The following is an 18702-nucleotide window of genomic DNA, read 5'->3' as shown; positions in this document are numbered from 1 at the left end:
AGTGCCAAACTGGGTACTGCTGTCGTGTTTAAATGGGGAAGGGTGTGTCAACCGCAGCAGTGATAAACAAAGAGTTGCTAGCAGAGCAGGTGTTGCGTAATACCTTCGGCTATCAGCAGTTCCGTCCGGGTCAACAAACGATTATCAACGCCACCATTGCGGGTCAGGATTGCCTGGTCGTAATGCCCACTGGCGGGGGTAAGTCATTGTGTTATCAAATTCCGGCGCTGGTGATGGATGGGTTGACGCTGGTGGTCTCCCCATTAATTTCATTGATGAAAGATCAGGTTGATCAACTGCTCGCCTATGGCGTGGCAGCCGCGTGTTATAACTCGACACAAACCCGTGAGCAGCAGTGGGAAGTGATGGCAAATTGCCGTAGCGGCAAGATCAAATTGCTCTATGTTGCCCCTGAACGGCTGGTGATGGACAGTTTCTTTGAGTTACTGGAACATTGCCCACCCGCATTACTGGCAGTGGATGAAGCACACTGCATCTCTCAGTGGGGGCATGATTTCCGCCCGGAGTATCGGGCGCTAGGCCAGTTGAAACAACGTTTTCCTACCATGCCGGTGTTGGCGTTGACTGCCACGGCGGATGAAGCCACCCGGCGGGATATTGTCCGTTTACTGTCGTTACAGGACCCGCTGATCCAGATCAGCAGTTTTGATCGCCCTAATATCCGCTACACGTTGGTGGAGAAGTTCAAACCGTTCGACCAGCTATGGCGTCTGGTGCAAGACCAGCGGGGCAAAAGTGGCATTATTTACTGTAATAGCCGCGCTAAGGTGGAAGACACTGCCGCCCGCTTGCAGAGCCGAGGGCTGAGTGTGGCGGCTTATCATGCCGGTTTGGATAACGCCCGTCGTTCTCAAGTGCAGGAAGCCTTTCAACGTGATGACTTGCAGGTGGTAGTCGCAACGGTGGCTTTTGGCATGGGGATTAACAAGCCTAATGTGCGCTTTGTGGTGCACTTTGATATACCGCGCAACATCGAGTCCTATTATCAGGAAACGGGGCGTGCAGGGCGTGATGGTTTACCGGCAGAAGCGGTGCTGTTGTATGACCCGGCCGATATGGCCTGGCTGCGTCGCTGTCTGGAAGAGAAACCGGCAGGTGCGCAGTTGGATATCGAACGCCATAAGCTCAATGCCATGGGGGCCTTTGCGGAGGCACAAACCTGCCGCCGTTTGGTGCTGTTGAATTACTTTGGTGAAGGCCGTCAGCAAGCCTGTGGCAACTGTGATATCTGCCTTGATCCCCCTAAGCGTTATGATGGCCTTGAGGATGCGCGCAAGGCTTTGTCGGTGATAGGCCGTGTTGGGCAACGCTTTGGTATTGCTTATGTGGTGGAAGTCTTGCGCGGTGCCAATAACCAGCGCATCCGCGAATTTGGCCATGAAAAGCTGCCGGTGTATGGGATTGGCCGCGATCAAACTACTGAGCACTGGACCAGTGTTCTGCGCCAACTGATTCATCTGGGTTTTATTACGCAGAATATTGCTATGTATTCGGCGCTGCAACTGACGGAAGCCGCGCGCCCAATACTGCGTGGTGAACTGCCTTTGCAACTGGCGGTGCCAAGAATTCAGCGTATTAAATTGCGTAGTAGTGCCAACCAGAAATCCTATGGCGGCAATTATGATCGCAAGCTATTTGCCAAATTGCGCAAGCTGCGTAAATCCATTGCCGATGAAGAGAATATCCCGCCTTATGTGGTGTTCAATGATGCGACTCTGCTGGAGATGGCGGAGCAGATGCCGATCAACGCCAGCGAACTGTTGAGTGTTAACGGTGTTGGTCAACGCAAACTGGAACGTTTTGGGACCCCTTTTATGGCGGTGATCCGCGAGCATCTCGATGATGAAGATAGATAAGGACCTACAAGCATGTCGATACTGTTTTTGAAGATAGCACTGCTACATCTGGTGGCGTTAATCAGTCCAGGGCCGGATTTCTTTTTTGTGTCTCAAACTGCAGTCAGTCGTTCGCGCCGTGAGGCGATGCTGGGGGTAGTGGGTATTACTCTCGGCGTCATGGTTTGGGCTGGTGTGGCATTACTGGGCTTGAACCTGATCCTGCAGAAAATGGCGTGGTTGCATCAGATTATTATGGTGGCGGGGGGCATATATCTGTGTTGGATGGGGTGGCAACTGTTGCGCTCAGCCCGTAACCACCATCTGCACCCCTGTGAATCAACCGAGGGGAAAGTGGTATTAGCGAAACCTGGGCGCAGTTTTATCCGTGGTTTGTTGACTAACCTTTCCAACCCGAAAGCGGTAATTTATTTTGGTAGCGTGTTCTCGCTGTTTGTTGGGGAAGAGGTGGGTGCCGGTGCGCGTTGGGGATTATTCACCTTGATCACCGTTGAAACCTTGGTTTGGTTTAGTTTGGTGGCGGTGGTATTCGCCTTGCCTAAGATGCGCCGAGGTTATCAGCGCATGGTGAAGTGGGTTGATGGCCTGGCCGGGGTATTGTTCACCGGTTTTGGTGTGCATCTGATCTTTACCCGTTAACCAGGCTAGGTTCTGCCGGTCGCCTTATGCCTTGTGGGCGGTGGCTAATAACCCCGCCACCAGAATAAACAGTGAACCGAAAATGCGGTTTAGTAATTGCATTTGTCGCGGTGTTTTCAGCCAACGGGCAATCCGGGTGGCCAGCGTGGCATAACCCGTCATGACGATAATATCCACCACCACACTGGTGATCCCGAGTATGAGATACTGCGCTAATTGTGGTTGGTTAGGGATGATAAATTGCGGGAAGAGCGCCGCGAGAAACACAATACTTTTAGGATTGGACAGATTCACCAGCACGGCACGGCGAAACAGGTGGCGGCGTGGCAGGGTGCCTGCCAACGTGTGTAAATCCAGAGCACCAGCGGATCGCCACTGCTGAATACCTAACCACATCAGATAGACCACCCCCAGCCATTTCAGCAGTTCAAATGCCAGCAGCGATTGGGAAACTATCGCCCCCAGGCCAACCCCCACCAAGACAATATGAATGCACAACCCCAGTTGCAACCCAGCAATGGAGGCTACCGCCCCACGATAACCGTGGCTGATACCAGTGCTCATGGTGTTGATGGCTCCTGAACCGGGGGAAAGGCTCAGGATCAGGGTTGTCAGCAGATAGGTTAACCACCAGTCTAAGGTCATTGTCAGGCTTCCTGAATGTGTTCTTCCATGGTTTGCAAACTAGCGGAACGGTGTGACTGGCTGATATTCCGGCAGCAACTTGCATGAACTTGGGGCTGATTTGTGACACAATAAGTTATACCCATTGCTTTTCAAGCGATATATCCCTCATCCTGCAAATTGCTTGGGTGTTGCCTGCCGTTACTCGCTTCGTCCATGAGGTTCGCCCCTATTGGAGACAGCGCCAGCGCTGTTCAAAAGCTCAGCGGTTTGTAAAGCAATTCGAATTATTTTGGGTATAGTGTAATTAATCTTGAGCCGGTTTTTGTATCGGCTAGCTGCAACGTATACTCAAGTTCAATGAGGTTGCAGGCAGGCGGCCAAGGCGTGAGTCCCCGGGAGCATAGATAACTATGTGACCGGGGTGAGGGCGTGCAGCCAACACCGCTGCAGCTTCATTGGTGACGAGTATAGAAGGCCAGTAATGACGATGTTGACGCTCAGTGATACCCAATGGTTAAACCGTGAAGAGCAGTTCTCTGCTTTTGCTACCGGGCCATTGCTGGATTTTTGGCAGCAACGGGTGGAAGGTGAATTTATTGGTGTCGCCGGGGTTCCTATCCGCTTTGTCCGGCTGAGTTCACCGGCACATCAGCGAGTGGTGGTGATTAGCCCTGGCCGTATCGAGAGTTATCTCAAATATGAGGAAGTGGCTTATGACCTGTTTCACCAAGGTTATGATGTCATGATCCTGGATCACCGTGGTCAGGGGCGTTCCGGGCGTATACTCACCGATAGACACCGTGGTCATGTGGTCAATTTTGCTGATTATGTCGATGACTTTGCTCAGTTTTATCATCAACAAGTCGAACCTTATGGTTATCAGCACTATTTTGCCTTGGCTCACTCCATGGGGGCGGCGATCCTGGCACAGTTTCTGGCCCGTGAACCCCAGGCATTTGCTGCAGCGGCGCTCTGTGCACCGATGTTTGGTATTGCTTTGCCCATGCCAAGGTGGCTGGCTACCCCGATTCTGAACTGGGCAGAGAATCACCCTTCGATGCGTGATTATTATGCGGTAGGCACCGGGCGTTGGCGACCACTCCCTTATGTGGTGAACCCACTGACCCATAGCCGTGAGCGTTACCGCCGTAACCTGCACTATTATGCCGATTACCCGGAAATCCAGATTGGGGGCCCTACTTATCATTGGGTGAGGGAAAGTATTCAGGCTGGGCAGCAAATTATTGCCGAAGCCGCTAAAATAACCACACCGCTCCTATTATTGCAAGCCAGTGAGGAACGGGTGGTAGACAACCGTTCTCATCGGGCTTTTTGTCAGGCGTTATCCGATGCGGGGCACCCTTGCGAAGGGGGCAAACCGTGGATTATCCAGGGCGCTCGTCATGAGATCCTGTTTGAACAGGACGCGATGCGTGCCGAAGCACTGGGCGCAATCCTGCGTTTCTTTGCTCATTATTAGGTAGTACTGTTGCTACCGCCAATACACTAGAGGTTAAAACATATTGCTATGTATCACGTCGTCGCTTCTGATTTAGATGGCACGCTGCTATCCCCAGACCATACCTTGACCCCTTACGCCAAAGAGACTCTGCAGCTATTGACGCAGCGCGGTGTACATTTTGTTTTTGCCACGGGTCGTCATCATATCGACGTTTCGCAAATCCGCGATAGCCTGGGCATCAGTGCATTTATGATTACTTCCAACGGTGCGCGAGTGCACAACACCGAAGGGGAATTGATCTTCAGCCATAACCTGGACGAAGATATTGCTCACGATCTCTATAACATTGTCCATAACAACCCAGACATTCTGACCAACGTTTTCCGTAATGACGACTGGTTTGTGAATCGTGAAAGCCCGGAACAGGAAGAGTTTTTCCAAGAATCCGTCTTTAGGTATCAAGTGTTTGAGCCAGGTTTGTTGGAAACTGACGGTGTGTGCAAGGTGTACTTTACTTGTGCTGATCACGGCCCATTGATGTTACTGGAAGATGCCATTAACGCACGTTGGGGTGATCGGGTTAACGTCAGTTTCTCACTGTCTAACTGCCTGGAGGTGATGGCTGGTGGCGTGTCGAAAGGTCATGCGCTGGAGGCTGTTGCCAAGATTGTTGGTTATTCCCTTAAGGAGTGTATCGCCTTTGGCGACGGAATGAATGACCTGGAAATGTTGTTGATGGCGGGTAAAGGTTGCATCATGCAAAATGCTCACCAACGGCTGAAAGAGACCTTGCCCGACCGTGACGTGATTGGCTCTAATGCCGATGACGCAGTACCGCATTATCTGCGCAAGATGTTCCTGGGTTAACGTCACTGCGCGTGGGGCGGGTCTTAATTCAAGTTGCAGGGCAAAAACACCGGCTGTTTCTGTCCTGCAAATAAAATGCCCCTAAAAAAGTATGGGTATTTACTCTTTTTTATACGATTTCAGCGATTCAGCGCACATTTCATAAACAATTTTTTTATATGTAGCGCCGATTTATCATCAATTTAATTGCAATTAAAAGCACTAACTTGCAGTAATCTCACATTAATCCTCTATACGGTTGTCTGTTGCAAAAATTTCGTTGCTGCAGGCGAAATCGTTTGTCTGTCAAATCCCCCGTTGATCCCCCTACTATACTGAAAATTACCTATCAAAATTGTCGGCCTCAAGGCCAGAAATCTCAACGATGTAGGAGATGTGTCATGACTCAGCAAGTTTTTCATGCAGAACCCTTCGATCTACCCTTTGACCCTGCCAGCACCGCACTGGTGATGATTGATATGCAAAGAGATTTTGTTGAACCTGGTGGCTTTGGTGAAGCACTGGGTAACGATGTTTCTTTCGTTCGCAGCGCCATTGAACCTTGTAAACGTGTCCTCGATGCCGCTCGCAGCCAGGGTTTGTTGGTGATCCATACGCGTGAAGGTCATCGTGCCGATCTGAGCGACTGCCCACCAGCCAAATTGACCCGTGGCGGTCAAACCTTTATTGGTACCCATGGCCCGATGGGGCGCATTCTGGTACGCGGTGAAGCGGGCCATGACATTATTCCTGAACTCTACCCACAGGCAGGCGAGCCAGTGATTGATAAGCCAGGCAAAGGCGCGTTCTACCAGACCGACCTGCATTTGATCCTGCAAAATCATGGCATCAAGACATTGATTGTCTGCGGTGTGACCACCGAAGTGTGCGTGAATACCACCGTACGTGAAGCCAATGACCGTGGCTACGAATGTATTATTCCTCAAGATTGTGTCGGTTCTTATTTCCCAGAGTTCCAGAAATACGCATTGGAAATGATCAAAGCCCAGGGCGCAATTTTTGGCTGGGTCAGTGATGCCAACGCTATTGTGGCTGGCTTGCAAAAATAAGCCTATAGATACCCATTATCACTCAAGTGGCCGGCTTGTCCGCGGTAACTTGAGTGAGCCGGGGTATCGTGGGTAGTACCGCCGGATTCGGGTGAGAAACCCATGACAGTCGCGGTGTTTCCGGCATTTCTTAATGGATTAGCCGGCATGTGACACGCTTTGACAGCATGGCAACGCTCACTCTGAGCCCGGCAAGATACTCGTAATAGGGTAAGCTGCATCTGCGTTGGCGACAGCCGTTCGCACCAGGTTCATGGTTTATTCCTGTGACTGGCAGCCTGCGGCCTTGCTCCCCCTCCTGCAACTCAGGTTATTGCGAGTATCAACTCTTTTCTTTGTTATTCAAGTGGTAGAGAGATTCAAATGGTAGAGCGGTTCAAGTGGCAGGGAGATTGCCGATAGCTTGAATCAACTCGGATCCCAATTTTCTGGTTTTAATAGGCTGAAAATCATTGTTTTCAGTCAAGAACCCTTCCGCCCGAACACCAGTGACGGGCAAACCTCGAACAGGTAAATGCGATGAGTGTAATGCATAAAGTTTTTGCCAATCTTTATCAGGACTCGGTTTCGCTGATGCAGATTTCTGCACAGATCAGCAAACTCCCTGGTATTGAACAGGCCTCCGTCGTCATGGGGACGGAAACCAACCTTAGCCAACTACGTGACGCCGGTTTGGATGATGGCTGCAAGGCCGGGCCAAACGATCTGATTATTGCGGTGCGTGGCGAAGAAGACGCTTGCCGTGAGGCGCTGGAAATTGCCCACCAACGACTTAATAGCAAGCCAAAGGAAAGCAACTCGGACGGCTTGCGTGCACCGACCTTGGTGAGTCTCGAAATGGCAGCGGAACAACAGCCGGACATTAATCTGGCGCTGATTTCCGTGCCTGGGGATTATGCGGCGGCTGAAGCTATCAAGGCGCTGCATCTGGATATGAACGTGATGTTGTTCAGTGACAACGTTAGCCTGGAGCAGGAAAAACAGATCAAACTGTTGGCGCAGCGTAAAAACCGCCTGGTGATGGGCCCGGATTGTGGCACTGCCATTATCAATGGGTTACCACTGGGTTTTGCTAACGTTGTGAAAGGTGGCTCGATTGGCATTGTTGGGGCTTCAGGCACCGGCTTGCAGGAAGTGAGCTGCCGTATTGATCAGCTTGGTGCGGGGATTTCCCAGGCACTAGGTACCGGTGGGCACGATTTGCATGAAGAGATCGGCGGGATTTCCATGTTGCACGGCTTGCAAGCGCTGGCTGCGGATCCGGCAACTCAGGTGATTGTTCTGATCTCCAAGCCACCTGCTCGTCCAGTAGCAGAACGCATTCTTGAGCGTGCCCAGGCTTGTGGCAAGCCAGTAGTGGTGAACTTCCTGGGTGCTGCAGCGGAAGATATCACCCGTCCAGGGGTGACTGCCGCCGCCACATTGGCTGATGCAGCTGGCATTGCCGTGGCACTGGCTAATGGCACCGCAGTACCTGATTCAGTCACTCGTATTCCACAGCAGGATATTGAGATCCTGGAGTCAGTCATTGGAGACTTAGCGGCTTCCCGTTGGGCTATCCGTGGCGTCTTCGCCGGTGGAACCTTCTGTTATGAAGGTCAGTTGCTATGCCAACAGCAAGGCTTTATTGCCGCATCCAATACGCCTGTTAAAGGCAACACTCGTTTAGCAGATATCTGGCGTAGTGAAGGGCATACCTTGATCGATATGGGTGATGATGATTTCACCCGAGGCAGACCACACCCGATGATCGACCCTACCCTGCGTAACCAGCGTATCGAGCAGGAACTGAATGATCCAGAGACTGCCGTGGTGCTGTTTGATCTGGTCTTGGGTTATGGCGCCGCCGCTGATCCTGCTACTGAACTGCTGGCTTTACTAGCTAAACATCACAGCAGCAATGGCCCGTTACTGATTGCCCATGTCTGTGGAACAGAAGCCGATCCCCAACAGCGTTCACGTCAAGTTGCTGCACTGCGTGAGGCAGGTGTACTGGTTGCTGGTTGCAATGCCCAGGCGGCGTTGTGGGCTAGCCTGGTGGCTCGTATTCAGGCTGAGAAAAACGGAGAAACAGCATGAACCCATTATTTCAACAGCCATTGAAAGTGGTTAACGCCGGGCTGGCCGGTTTTGCCGATAACTTAAAACAAGCCCAAGGTGATGTGGTTGCGTTGCAATGGCAGCCACCTGCAATGGGTAATATTCAGGCCGGTCTGGACCTGGCGGCATTGGTCCGTCATCCGCTGGTTGAACAAGCTAACCAGATCGCTTTTGAGCGTTACCTGAGCGCTCAACCGGTACTGATTGACGTAATGAGTGCGGCGGAGGCTATCCCGGCGATGGCCGAGCGTAAGTTGATCCTGCATTCTGGGCCACCGATTGCCTGGCCAGATATGTGCGGCCCGGTGAAAGGCGCGATCATTGGTGCGATCCTGTTTGAGGGATGGGCTAACGATCATCAGGCGGCTGAACGTTTGGTGCTAGACGGTAAAGTGGCTCTGGAGCCTTGCCATCATCACCAGGCTGTGGGCCCGATGGCGGGTATCATCAGCCCATCCATGCCAGTCTGGGTGATTGAGAATAAAACCAATGGCCAGCGCGCGTTTAGCAACTTCAATGAAGGGTTGGGTAAAGTCCTGCGCTTTGGTGCCAACAATGATGAAGTGTTGCAGCGTTTGCAGTGGATGAAGCAAGAACTGGCTCCAGCGTTAAAAGCGGCCGTTCGTCAGATTGGTGAGTTGGAATTGAAACCACTGATGGCGCAAGCCCTGCATATGGGGGATGAGGTTCATAACCGTAACTCCGCAGCCACAGGTTTGCTGATTAAGCGTCTGGTACCGGCATTACTGACTTGCAACCTGCCGGTAGAAACGTTGCAGCGCGTGGTGGCATTTATTACCGGTAATGATCACTTCTTCCTCAACCTATCCATGGCGGCTTGTAAAGCCATGATGGATGCGGCCACAGGCGTGCCTTACAGCTCAATGGTCACCGTGATGGCACGTAATGGTGTCAACTTTGGTATCCGTTTATCCGGTACCGGTGACCGCTGGTTCCAGGCACCGGCCAACGCCGTGGAAGGGCTGTTCTTCCCAGGTTATGGCGTTGATGACGCTGCGGCTGATTTGGGGGATAGCGCGATTACTGAAACTGCTGGGGTCGGCGGTTTTGCCATGGCGTCTTCACCAGCCATCGTGAAATTTGTTGGTGGTACGCCAGCAGATGCCACCAATAACAGCCGTCGTATGCAGTTTATCACCATTGGGGCTAACCCAGCCTTTACGTTGCCAGCCTTGAATTTTGCGCCGACAGCGGCGGGTATTGATGCGCGTAAAGTGGCCGATCGTCAGATTCTGCCAGTAATTAACACCGGAATCGCCCATAAAGAAGCCGGGGTTGGGCAGATTGGCGCCGGGATTACTACTGCACCAATGTCGTGTTTTGTTGAAGCCATTGAAGCATTGGCGCAAACGTTGCCAGCAGGAGAATCAGTATGAGCAGACCTTTAGCGGTGGTTGCTGTTGGTGGTAACGCACTGATCCAGGACGACCAACATAACAGCATCCCAGACCAGTATCAGGCCGTGATGGAAACGGTGGGGCATGTTGTCGAGATGATCGAGGCCGGTTGGGATCTGGTATTGACTCATGGTAATGGACCACAGGTAGGCTTTATTCTGCGCCGCTCAGAACTGGCTGCGGAAGAAGTTGCACCAGTTCCACTGGATTATGCCGTGGGTGATACCCAGGGTGCCATTGGTTACATGTTCCAGAAAGCGCTGCATAACGAATTGCTACGTCGCGGTATCCAACGGCCGGTAGTGGCTTTGGTCACGCAAACTCTGGTGAGCGCCGATGATGCGGCCTTCCAGAACCCGAGCAAGCCAGTAGGCGCCTTTTTTGATCACCAGACTGCATTGGAGCGCCAGCAGAAGTTGGGCTGGACGGTGATGGAAGATGCGGGCCGTGGTTGGCGGCGTACCGTAGCGTCACCGATGCCACTGGAGATTATCGAGCGGGAGGTGATTGCTCAACTGTTGGCGCAGGGCTGTATTGTTATCGCCTGTGGCGGCGGCGGTATCCCGGTGGTGCAGGATGAACACCAACAACTGCGTGGCGTGGAAGCGGTGATCGATAAAGATCTGGCTTCTGCACTGCTGGCTGAACAACTGGGCGCAGACTTGCTGATGATCCCTACTGGGGTCGAACAGGTAGCAATTAATTTCGGTACGCCACAACAGCAGTGGTTGGATGCGTTAAGCATTGAACAGGCACAGGATTTGTTGCAGCAAGGGCAGTTTGGTGCCGGTAGTATGCAGCCGAAGGTGGAAGCGATTCTGCGTTTTGTGATGAACAGCAAGCAACAAGGAAAAACCGGCCAGGGCTTGATCACCAGCCCTCAAGCCATTAAAGCCGCACTGAATCACCAGACCGGCACTTGGATTAAGCCCTAACAGGAAAGGAAAGAACGATGAGCCAGACGACTTTGGTTGCCGTAAATGGCACTTTGATGCGTGGTTTGGAATTGAACGGCAATATGATTGCCGCCGGCGGTGTTTTTGTTCGTGAAGATCAAACCGATGCCCATTACCGTTTGTGGAGCATTAATGATCGTCATCCAGGGATGATCCGGGTGATGGAAGGGGGGATTTCTGTTCCGCTAGAGCTGTGGGAACTGCCGATGGCTTCATTTGCCACCCTATTACTGAGCGAACCTGAAGGGTTGTCGATTGGTAAAGTGAAATTGCAGGATGGCAGTGTGGTGCTCGGGGTATTAGCCGAACCTTGGCTGCTGGAAGGGCAAAAGGAAATTACCGAACATGGTGGCTGGCGTCAGTATACCGGTGAAACCTTTACTGGCTAAGTCTTAGCCTTATATACCCGGTTTCAAGTGGCATTTCACCCCAGTGGCTGGCTTCAGCTGGTTGCTGGGGAGCCATGCGGTTTGGCGTTCATCGGGTATATTCACGAGGAGTAATATATGCGTAAAACAGAGGAAAACCTCAACACCGCATCGGGATTTCATATTGCGATGATCCTGTTGGGTATTGCGGTCACTCCGGTACTGCTTTCTTCTTCCAGCCTGGGTAATCAGTTATCCCGCACGGAGTTGATCAGTGTGGTGGCATTGGGCGGCCTGATCCTGGCGATACTCTCTGCTATCACCATTTGTGTGGGTGAAAAGGCGCGTCTGCCAACCTACGGCATTGTGAAATACTCTTTTGGTGAGCGTGGTGCGGTGGCTATCAATATTCTGATGGCCATCAGTTTGTTTGGTTGGATTGCCGTCACCGCCAATATGTTCGGCCATTCGGTGCATGATTTGTTGGCACAGTATGGCCTGGTCCTGCCAGTGCCCCTGTTGGTGGTGGTCGGGTGCTGTATTTTTGTCGCTTCTACCGCCTTTGGTTTTGCTGTCTTGGGTAAAGTGGCGCAAATTGCTGTACCGATTATTGCCCTGGTGCTGTGCTATATCCTGTATGTTGCTACCCACGGGCAGGTTGAACTGGGTGAGCGTTTAGCCAGCATGGATACTGGTGTGGCGGTCTCTACCGTGGTGGGGACGATTATTGTGCTGGTGGCAACCCTACCGGATTTTGGTAGCTTTGTGCATAACCGCAAGCATGCTCTGATTGGGGCAATTATCACCTTTCTGGTGGCCTATCCACTACTGTATTGGGTGGGGGCGACACCTAGCGCCTTGAGTGGTCAAGGGTCGTTGCTGGCCGCGATGGCGGTATTCGGTGCAGTATTGCCTGCGGCGCTGTTGCTGGTCTTTGCTTGCATTACCGGTAACGCGGGGAATATGTTCCAGGGTACGCTGGTGGTATCAACCTTGTTCACCCGTTTCCCTAAATGGCAGATCACACTGGTATTAGGGGTGCTGGCGGCGATTGTAGGTAGCATGGATATCATGGCCTGGTTTATTCCATTCCTGTTATTCTTGGGTATTGCCACCCCGCCTGTGGCCGGTATCTATGTCGCCGACTTTTTCCTCTATCGCCGTAATGGCTATCAGGAAACAGTGCTGACGACAGAACCACAGGTTAAACTGCTGACATTTGTCGCCTGGGCTGCCGGTTCTGCGGTAGGTTTTATGACCGTCAATAACATGTTTACCTTGACGACCATCCCTTCAGTGGATTCAATTCTGGTGGCTTGTTTGGGGTATATCCTGTTAAGTCGACTGAGCCAGAAAAAGTAATCTAAAGACCCAAGTTGCCGCAAGGCGACAACGGTACGAGTCCCACGGAAGGGACTCATCACCTAGTCAACATCTCTGCAATTAGACGATCGGTGGGAGATAGGGTTGGCACTGGTGAGTCAGTCTATGCTTTGCCTAACAAATCCCCATCAAATAAGAATTTTTCGTGTTTATTGTCGGAGACAGGTAGCATGCAGGTGGAAAAATTTAAACCAAAATTGTGGAGTGTTGGTGATTTAAATGCATTTTTTGGTCTGTTTACCAATATATTAGTCAATACCTTGGTGTTAACCGGGTTATGCCTCTATGTCGTTAAAATACCCGAGGTTAATGTTTACAGCCGTATTTTACCTGCGTTAGGGATTGCTCTACTGATAGGTAACCTTTTTTATACCTACATTGCCTACCAGAAAGCCAAAGTTGAAAAGAGAAATACCGTAACCGCACTGCCTTATGGGCCTAGCGTACCGCAAATGTTTATTGTGGTTTTTATGGTGATGTTGCCGACCTACATTAGCACCGGTAATCCCATATTAAGCTGGATCCTGGGTATGGTATGGGCACTGTTGGTGGGGTGCATTGTGCTACTGGGTGCTTTTATTGGCCCGACAATTCGTAAATATACCCCAAGAGCCGCCATGTTAGGTGCGTTGGCTGGGGTTTCCATTACGTTTATCGCCATGCGTCCGGGTTTTTTGATGTATGAAACCCCTTGGATTGGATTAATCTGTTTTATGATTATTCTGATCTCCTGGATGGGGCGTGTCCGTCTGCCTTTCGGCATCCCCGGTGGTCTGGCGGTGATTATTATCGGTTCCGCTTTGGCGTGGGGAGCGACCTTTTTTGGTTTCAGTAATATGATGGATCTGTCCAAGGTGGGTGGGTCATTTAACCACTTTGGCGTCTATTTACCCATACTCACTGCTGACGTGCTGTCACTTCCCATGGCGCAAGTCTGGCCACTGCTGGTTACCGCTGTCCCCTTGGGCATTTATAACTTTACTGAGGTAATTAATAATGTTGAGTCTGCTTCTGCAGCAGGGGACAATTATAATCTACGTGCGGTATTAATTGCCGATGGTATGGGCGCCATTGCGGGGGCATTTTTAGGTTCCCCGTTCCCGCCGGCGGTTTATGTTGGCCATCCTGGTTGGAAAGCAGTCGGGGGATGCGTAGGCTATTCGTTAGCCACTGGTATTGGTATCTCGCTGGTCTGCTTCCTCGGTTTGACGGCGGTTTTTTTATCCATTATTCCTCTTGTGGCGATTATTCCCATTTTATTGTTTATCGGCTTGATTATCGGTGCCCAGGCTTTCCAAGAGACACCGAAACGCCATGCTCCAGCGATTATTTTAGCGTTTATTCCGAATATTGCTGAGTGGGCGAATAGCCAGATGAACAGTGTAATTAATGCCACTGGTGTGGACAAAACGCTGCAGTTTACTGAACAGTTGCGCGGCAGTGGTGTTTTGCTTAATGGTATGGCGACCTTGGGCAGTGGTGCGGTGTTGGCGGGGTTGATGTTGGCCGCAATTGCAGTGTTTGTTATTGACCGTCGCTTTAACTGGGCGGCAGTTTTTGCTTTTATCGCCTCAATGCTGTCGTTTTTCGGCTTTATTCACGGACACAAACTGGCGTTTAATGCCACCCCGGCAGTGAGCCTGGCTTACTTTATTGTTGGGCTGATGTTCTGTCTGTTAACTTGGCAGCAGATCAGAAAGGGTGAAAAAATATCCTGGGAGCCCGTCAGTAATCAAGAAGAGTCCATCAGCGCCTAGGTGAGCGTGGTATAATCCAGCATAATGAGCAGACTGCCCGACCTTGGGTTGGCAGTCTCTCCTCTCCAGGCCACTTCAGGGAGTCATTATGTTTATTTCCGATGAGACATTGCGGGTTATACATCTGGTTGCGAAATACCAGAGCATCACCACCGCTGCCGAACATCTGAATAAAGTCCCTTCTGCGATTAGTTACACGGTTAAAAAACTAGAGGAGAGCTTTGGTGTTGAACTCCTGCTGCGTAAAGGCCGCTATATCGAACTCACTCCGGCGGGTGAGTACTTTGTCGAACACAGTAAAACCATTCTTAATGACCTGGATGCTTTACGCCGCAATACCGCACTGATCCACAGTGGTGTGGAACAAGAACTAACGATTGCGGTGAACAACATTATTCCTCGTTCCGCTATCGTCGAGTTTGTCTGTGATTTTGAGCGCGTATTTCCGTCTACCCGTCTGACTATCGATACCGAAGTCTATAACGGCTGTTGGGATGCCTTATATGGTAAAAGGGCTAACCTGGTGATTGGTGCCCCTCATGCGGTACCTAGCACCGAAGGGATCGTCAGTGAATCTATTGGTCACCTGGAGTGGGATTTTGTCGTTGGGCCACAGCATCCGTTAGCCATACAGGTTCAACCGCTGCAGAATACCGAGTTGCGCCAGTATCCCGCCGTTTGTATTCGCGATACCGCGGTCAATTTTGTGCCGCAGCAGGCTTGGCTGCTAGAAGGGCAAAAGCCGATGTTCGTCCCCGACTTTGCGACGGGCATTGAGTTGATTCAGCGCAACGTGGCGATTGGTTATGTGCCGCACCATCTGGTTCTGCCACTGTTGAATGCGGGTTTATTGGTTAAAAAGCCGATGCAAGAACATAAACATGCTACGCAGATCTTCTTTGCGGCCCGTTCCGATGGGATGGGTAAAGTAAGCCGCTGGTGCATGGACTATCTATTGGCACCTTCGTTTCGTGCCAAGTTACATGGTTAAACTCCCCTTCAGCCAGCACTAGCATCAAGATATAGCCTGCACTTATTATGTCGGCGTTGAGATTGCCTCACTGGGCAGACCGAGGTTATTCCTGGATCTTGCAGAGCAGGTCATAAGACGCGATTTTTCCGTCAGGCGTCGCTTGAATCAGCTCTATATCCTGCTCCAGACTGCAAAATAAAGCGGCGCTGCTGCGTACCGGTGATGAGTAAGTAATATCAAAAAACACCGGCCCCAAATGTTCATTTAACCTATTTTTTACCTCTTTTTTTATCCACTGCTCAAGTTCCATGGCTATTTTTTGCAGGTCGTCATCTTCTTTTAGTAGGTGAATATCAATATTGTTCGCTTCTTCAATGCTTGCCAGTCGCATTTGATATTCTTGCTGTAAGGCGTGGGGGGCCAGTAGTGAGATTTTCCCTGCAGTGGCGTAAGTGTGCAAAAAAGCGGTTAATTGCTCTGGCGTCGGGGTACCCGCAACATGGGGAGCATGCAAGAGTGGTTTTTTGTGCGTTATTTGGTAAAGGCGTGGTTTTTTAACATGATGTAATGTCATCACTGAGGCAAATAACAGCAACAGCGTGGTAAACACCAACGGAATAGCCCAGAGGGAAAAGCTGATCAGATCGGTAAATGGATGTAAATAACGTTCAACCTCTTCCGGATGCAACAGGCGTAAAAACGTTTTAAAAATCAACTCCTCGTTCAACGAGTCGGTGACCCAACCCGTTAACACGACGGCGGAGAAGGCATAGCATGATGTTTTGAGATGATGCAATAATACTGAACGCTCCACGAACCATCCTCTTGTTAATCATCATTGATGAGTACATGTTCAACCTGTGTATTGGGTTGGCTTAATAATGGGTCGTTGCAGGGAATAAGTCCACATTTTGGCAATATATCACCCAAATGCCGAATGTTATTGCTGGCCGTGGGGATAAATGTATGTTCAATCATATCATTACGGCACCATCAATTTTATTGAAAGACTATGGCAATTATTTAACATGTTTAAGAATGGTCAACTGGGATATCCTTGTTTCGTGCAGTAATTATTTTGATAAATAATATATTTACTATAAAGGAGTTCCCATGAATAAGGTTAAATTTTTTGTTCTTTTTACCGCTGCCTCTCTCGTTTCTTTCAGTAGCTTGGCTCAAAATGTCACTGCAAGAGCCTCTACTATTGACAGTGCTGAGGCGAAGATAGCTGCTCAGGCAAAAAAAGCCAATGCAGATTATAAGATTATCGCCTCGCACGATAAAAATGGTGTTTATATGATGGCCAAACTGGTTAACTGATTTATATCCGCCATTCTCGCCATACCCTAAATAATTTTATTCGCAGGAAGAATATATATTCGACTTGAAATTAAAAGGGTATGGATTATATCTATAGAAATAATAAGGTTATATTTTATGAGTTATAAGATAAAATCAAAGTCAGGTATTGCTATCGCACTGCTTATGAGTTTCTCAGTATTCTCAGCCGAAAATAAACCTGATGATTTCTCTGCGACATCTGATGCTAAAGCACCAGAGCGTATCAACAAAACATTGAAAGAATTTAAAACGGAACGAGAAAACGTAGAAAAAAATCTCAGGAATTTTGATGACTTGGATTTTAATGTCTATAGTCACCAAAAATGGGATGAGATGAATAGAAGTCACGCGGAAGATATTATTGTGCACTATCCCGATGGTACGGTGACTTATGGCTTAAAAGACCATCTTGAGCGTTCAAAGAAAATCTTTGCGTTTGCACCGGATACTGAAAACCCTATCCATCATGTACGCATTGGTCAGGGTAATTATACTGCAGTCACTGGTGTATGGCGCGGCACGTTCACCAAGCCGATGGTTTTATCGGATGGTACGGTGATTCAGCCAACCGGCAAACGCTTTGAAATAGAAATGGCCACTATCGGTCGCTGGAATGATAAAGGAACAATGGATGAAGAGTGGTTATTTTACGATGACTACACCTTTATGAAGCAGTTAGGTTTGCTCAAATAACTAATGATAATGGGGACTAACCAGTCCCCTGACTTATTGGGTAAAAGAAGAACAAGAGTTGGGTTAATTAATCATGCATAGCAACAAATCACCTTTCAAAATAGGCATCTCATCGATAGGGGCCCATCTGACTGATCCGATAACCGGTAAAAAATCCACTGAGCAGGAACGGGTTAGGAATTTAATCGAAATGGCCATACAGGCTGAAGTGGTCGGTCTTGATATTTATGCTCTTGGTGAAAGTCATGAGAAGGGTTTTGTTAGTGCGGCACATACCGTGATATTGGGCGCAGCCGCACAGGCGACGAAAAACATCACCCTGATGAGTTCAGTCAGCGTGATCAGTACCCTCGATCCGGTACGCGTGTTTGAAGATTTTGCCACGCTCGATCTGATTTCGAATGGACGATCGGAGATCGTAGTGGGAAGGGGCTCACGTATAGGCGGTTTTGGCTTGCTGGGATATTCCCCCGCCGATTATGAGGCTCTGTTTGATGAAAAACTCGAATTGCTGATAGCAATTAATCAAGCAAGTGAACAGCAACAGCCCATCAACTGGCAGGGAAAATTTCGCCCACCGTTGGTGAATGCGCAGATCTACCCGCAGCCAATGAATGGGAAATTGAAAATATGGCATGCGGTGGGTGGCCATAGTGACAGCGCGCTGAGTGCTGCAAATAAGGGATTGCCGATGATGATAACGACTTTGGCAGGGAGTGCTCACAACTTTAAAATGGCGATCGATGCTTATCGGCAAGCAGCAGTGGTAGCTGGCCATTCGATGCAGGTGATGCCCATCACGACCACGAGTTGGTTCCATACTGCGCAGAGTGATGAACAGGCGGTCGAGGAGTTCTACCCTTATTTCAATGGAATGATGAAAGAATTACGTGCTGATTCGACATCTATTGATTTCCTGCGTCATTCGCTGGCTATTGATAATGCCATGATGATCGGTTCGGCCGAAACTATTCTCGCCAAGATGAAATATCAGTATCAGCTCTACCGGCAGCAACAGTTCTTGGCTCACGTTGATACGGGAGCGCTGCCGTTCGCTCTGGTAAAAAATAATATCGACGTGCTAGCTACTGTCATTGCTCCCCAATTTCGAGCATTTATAGCCCATGAATCGGCATAAGCTGAAGTGACGTTATGGGGAGTATTTTCTGGAAGCCCCACCCGAGTGGAT

The 18702-nt window shown here is 50.0% G+C and carries 17 protein-coding genes; 15 read left to right on the top strand and 2 right to left on the bottom strand.

Annotated elements, in window-relative coordinates:
* Positions 1–44: 44 nt before the first annotated feature.
* Both recQ and rhtC read left to right on the top strand, forming a co-directional pair.
* Positions 45–1877 carry an ATP-dependent DNA helicase RecQ gene (gene recQ, locus ACX9GV_RS16815; protein ID WP_473196277.1) on the top strand — a complete coding sequence of 611 codons (1833 nt, stop codon included), beginning with the start codon at positions 45–47 and terminating at the stop codon, positions 1875–1877.
* Between the two features lie 12 nt (positions 1878–1889).
* Complete coding sequence (gene rhtC / locus ACX9GV_RS16810) at positions 1890–2516, top strand: threonine export protein RhtC (protein WP_473196276.1); 627 nt, start codon at positions 1890–1892, stop codon at positions 2514–2516.
* A 24-nt stretch (positions 2517–2540) separates the two neighbouring features.
* On the opposite strand, the gene rhtB is transcribed toward rhtC, so the two are convergent.
* Entirely contained in the window at positions 2541–3161 is a 621-nt protein-coding gene (rhtB, locus tag ACX9GV_RS16805; RefSeq protein ID WP_473196275.1) for a homoserine/homoserine lactone efflux protein, read from the bottom strand.
* Positions 3162–3624: 463 nt separating this feature from the next.
* Between rhtB and pldB the strand changes: the two genes are divergently transcribed.
* The 10 genes from pldB (at position 3625) to ACX9GV_RS16755 (ending at position 15494) form a co-directional block, all read left to right on the top strand.
* Positions 3625–4623 (top strand): lysophospholipase L2, encoded by a 999-nt coding sequence (pldB, locus tag ACX9GV_RS16800; protein ID WP_473196274.1) that lies wholly within the window; start codon positions 3625–3627, stop codon positions 4621–4623.
* 48 nt (positions 4624–4671) lie between these two features.
* Positions 4672–5472 (top strand): sugar/pyridoxal phosphate phosphatase YigL, encoded by an 801-nt coding sequence (gene yigL / locus ACX9GV_RS16795; protein ID WP_023492000.1) that lies wholly within the window; start codon positions 4672–4674, stop codon positions 5470–5472.
* A gap of 380 nt (positions 5473–5852) precedes the next feature.
* A complete protein-coding gene (locus tag ACX9GV_RS16790) occupies positions 5853–6521 on the top strand; it encodes a cysteine hydrolase family protein (protein WP_023492001.1) in 669 nt (222 codons plus the stop codon).
* Between the two features lie 519 nt (positions 6522–7040).
* On the top strand, positions 7041–8600 hold the full coding sequence (fdrA, locus tag ACX9GV_RS16785; RefSeq protein ID WP_473196273.1) for an acyl-CoA synthetase FdrA: 1560 nt from the start codon (positions 7041–7043) through the stop codon (positions 8598–8600).
* Positions 8597–10018, top strand: coding sequence for a YlbE family protein (locus ACX9GV_RS16780; RefSeq protein ID WP_023492003.1), 1422 nt, complete (start codon positions 8597–8599; stop codon positions 10016–10018). The genes fdrA and ACX9GV_RS16780 overlap by 4 nt, the downstream gene beginning before the upstream one ends.
* Positions 10015–10974, top strand: coding sequence for a carbamate kinase (gene arcC / locus ACX9GV_RS16775; RefSeq protein WP_473196272.1), 960 nt, complete (start codon positions 10015–10017; stop codon positions 10972–10974). The genes ACX9GV_RS16780 and arcC overlap by 4 nt, the downstream gene beginning before the upstream one ends.
* Positions 10975–10991: 17 nt before the next feature.
* Positions 10992–11384, top strand: a complete 393-nt coding sequence (locus tag ACX9GV_RS16770; protein WP_116728792.1) for an allophanate hydrolase-related protein — start codon at positions 10992–10994, stop codon at positions 11382–11384.
* A 117-nt stretch (positions 11385–11501) separates the two neighbouring features.
* Positions 11502–12725, top strand: a complete 1224-nt coding sequence (locus ACX9GV_RS16765; RefSeq protein ID WP_473196271.1) for a cytosine permease — start codon at positions 11502–11504, stop codon at positions 12723–12725.
* A gap of 191 nt (positions 12726–12916) precedes the next feature.
* On the top strand, positions 12917–14503 hold the full coding sequence (locus tag ACX9GV_RS16760) for a hypothetical protein (RefSeq protein ID WP_037385059.1): 1587 nt from the start codon (positions 12917–12919) through the stop codon (positions 14501–14503).
* An 88-nt stretch (positions 14504–14591) separates the two neighbouring features.
* Entirely contained in the window at positions 14592–15494 is a 903-nt protein-coding gene (locus ACX9GV_RS16755) for a LysR substrate-binding domain-containing protein (RefSeq protein WP_023489856.1), read from the top strand.
* 85 nt (positions 15495–15579) lie between these two features.
* Here ACX9GV_RS16755 and ACX9GV_RS16750 read toward each other — a convergent pair whose 3' ends face one another.
* Positions 15580–16290, bottom strand: a complete 711-nt coding sequence (locus tag ACX9GV_RS16750; RefSeq protein ID WP_473196270.1) for a hypothetical protein — start codon at positions 16288–16290, stop codon at positions 15580–15582.
* A 299-nt stretch (positions 16291–16589) separates the two neighbouring features.
* Here ACX9GV_RS16750 and ACX9GV_RS16745 point away from each other — a divergent pair, with 299 nt between their 5' ends.
* From ACX9GV_RS16745 to ACX9GV_RS16735, 3 genes are all read left to right on the top strand, one after another.
* Positions 16590–16799, top strand: a complete 210-nt coding sequence (locus ACX9GV_RS16745) for a DUF1471 domain-containing protein (protein ID WP_473196269.1) — start codon at positions 16590–16592, stop codon at positions 16797–16799.
* A 117-nt stretch (positions 16800–16916) separates the two neighbouring features.
* The gene (locus tag ACX9GV_RS16740) at positions 16917–17513 is read left to right on the top strand and encodes an ester cyclase (RefSeq protein ID WP_473196268.1); all 597 of its coding nucleotides are present in this window, start codon (positions 16917–16919) and stop codon (positions 17511–17513) included.
* A gap of 73 nt (positions 17514–17586) precedes the next feature.
* Positions 17587–18651, top strand: coding sequence for an LLM class flavin-dependent oxidoreductase (locus ACX9GV_RS16735; RefSeq protein ID WP_473196267.1), 1065 nt, complete (start codon positions 17587–17589; stop codon positions 18649–18651).
* Positions 18652–18702 lie beyond the last annotated feature (51 nt).

This window comes from Serratia sp. 25CWL12 (assembly GCF_055790885.1).
This window is presented reverse-complemented; position numbering and strand designations above follow the sequence as displayed.

Coding starts and splice junctions, on each gene's coding strand:
- rhtB (WP_473196275.1), bottom strand. CDS start 3,161: ATGACCTTAGACTGGTGGTTAACCTATCTGCTGACAACCCTGATCCTG.
- ACX9GV_RS16765 (WP_473196271.1), top strand. CDS start 11,502: ATGCGTAAAACAGAGGAAAACCTCAACACCGCATCGGGATTTCATATT.
- rhtC (WP_473196276.1), top strand. CDS start 1,890: ATGTCGATACTGTTTTTGAAGATAGCACTGCTACATCTGGTGGCGTTA.
- ACX9GV_RS16770 (WP_116728792.1), top strand. CDS start 10,992: ATGAGCCAGACGACTTTGGTTGCCGTAAATGGCACTTTGATGCGTGGT.
- ACX9GV_RS16735 (WP_473196267.1), top strand. CDS start 17,587: ATGCATAGCAACAAATCACCTTTCAAAATAGGCATCTCATCGATAGGG.
- fdrA (WP_473196273.1), top strand. CDS start 7,041: ATGAGTGTAATGCATAAAGTTTTTGCCAATCTTTATCAGGACTCGGTT.
- yigL (WP_023492000.1), top strand. CDS start 4,672: ATGTATCACGTCGTCGCTTCTGATTTAGATGGCACGCTGCTATCCCCA.
- ACX9GV_RS16755 (WP_023489856.1), top strand. CDS start 14,592: ATGTTTATTTCCGATGAGACATTGCGGGTTATACATCTGGTTGCGAAA.
- ACX9GV_RS16745 (WP_473196269.1), top strand. CDS start 16,590: ATGAATAAGGTTAAATTTTTTGTTCTTTTTACCGCTGCCTCTCTCGTT.
- ACX9GV_RS16760 (WP_037385059.1), top strand. CDS start 12,917: ATGCAGGTGGAAAAATTTAAACCAAAATTGTGGAGTGTTGGTGATTTA.
- ACX9GV_RS16790 (WP_023492001.1), top strand. CDS start 5,853: ATGACTCAGCAAGTTTTTCATGCAGAACCCTTCGATCTACCCTTTGAC.
- pldB (WP_473196274.1), top strand. CDS start 3,625: ATGACGATGTTGACGCTCAGTGATACCCAATGGTTAAACCGTGAAGAG.
- arcC (WP_473196272.1), top strand. CDS start 10,015: ATGAGCAGACCTTTAGCGGTGGTTGCTGTTGGTGGTAACGCACTGATC.
- ACX9GV_RS16740 (WP_473196268.1), top strand. CDS start 16,917: ATGAGTTATAAGATAAAATCAAAGTCAGGTATTGCTATCGCACTGCTT.
- ACX9GV_RS16780 (WP_023492003.1), top strand. CDS start 8,597: ATGAACCCATTATTTCAACAGCCATTGAAAGTGGTTAACGCCGGGCTG.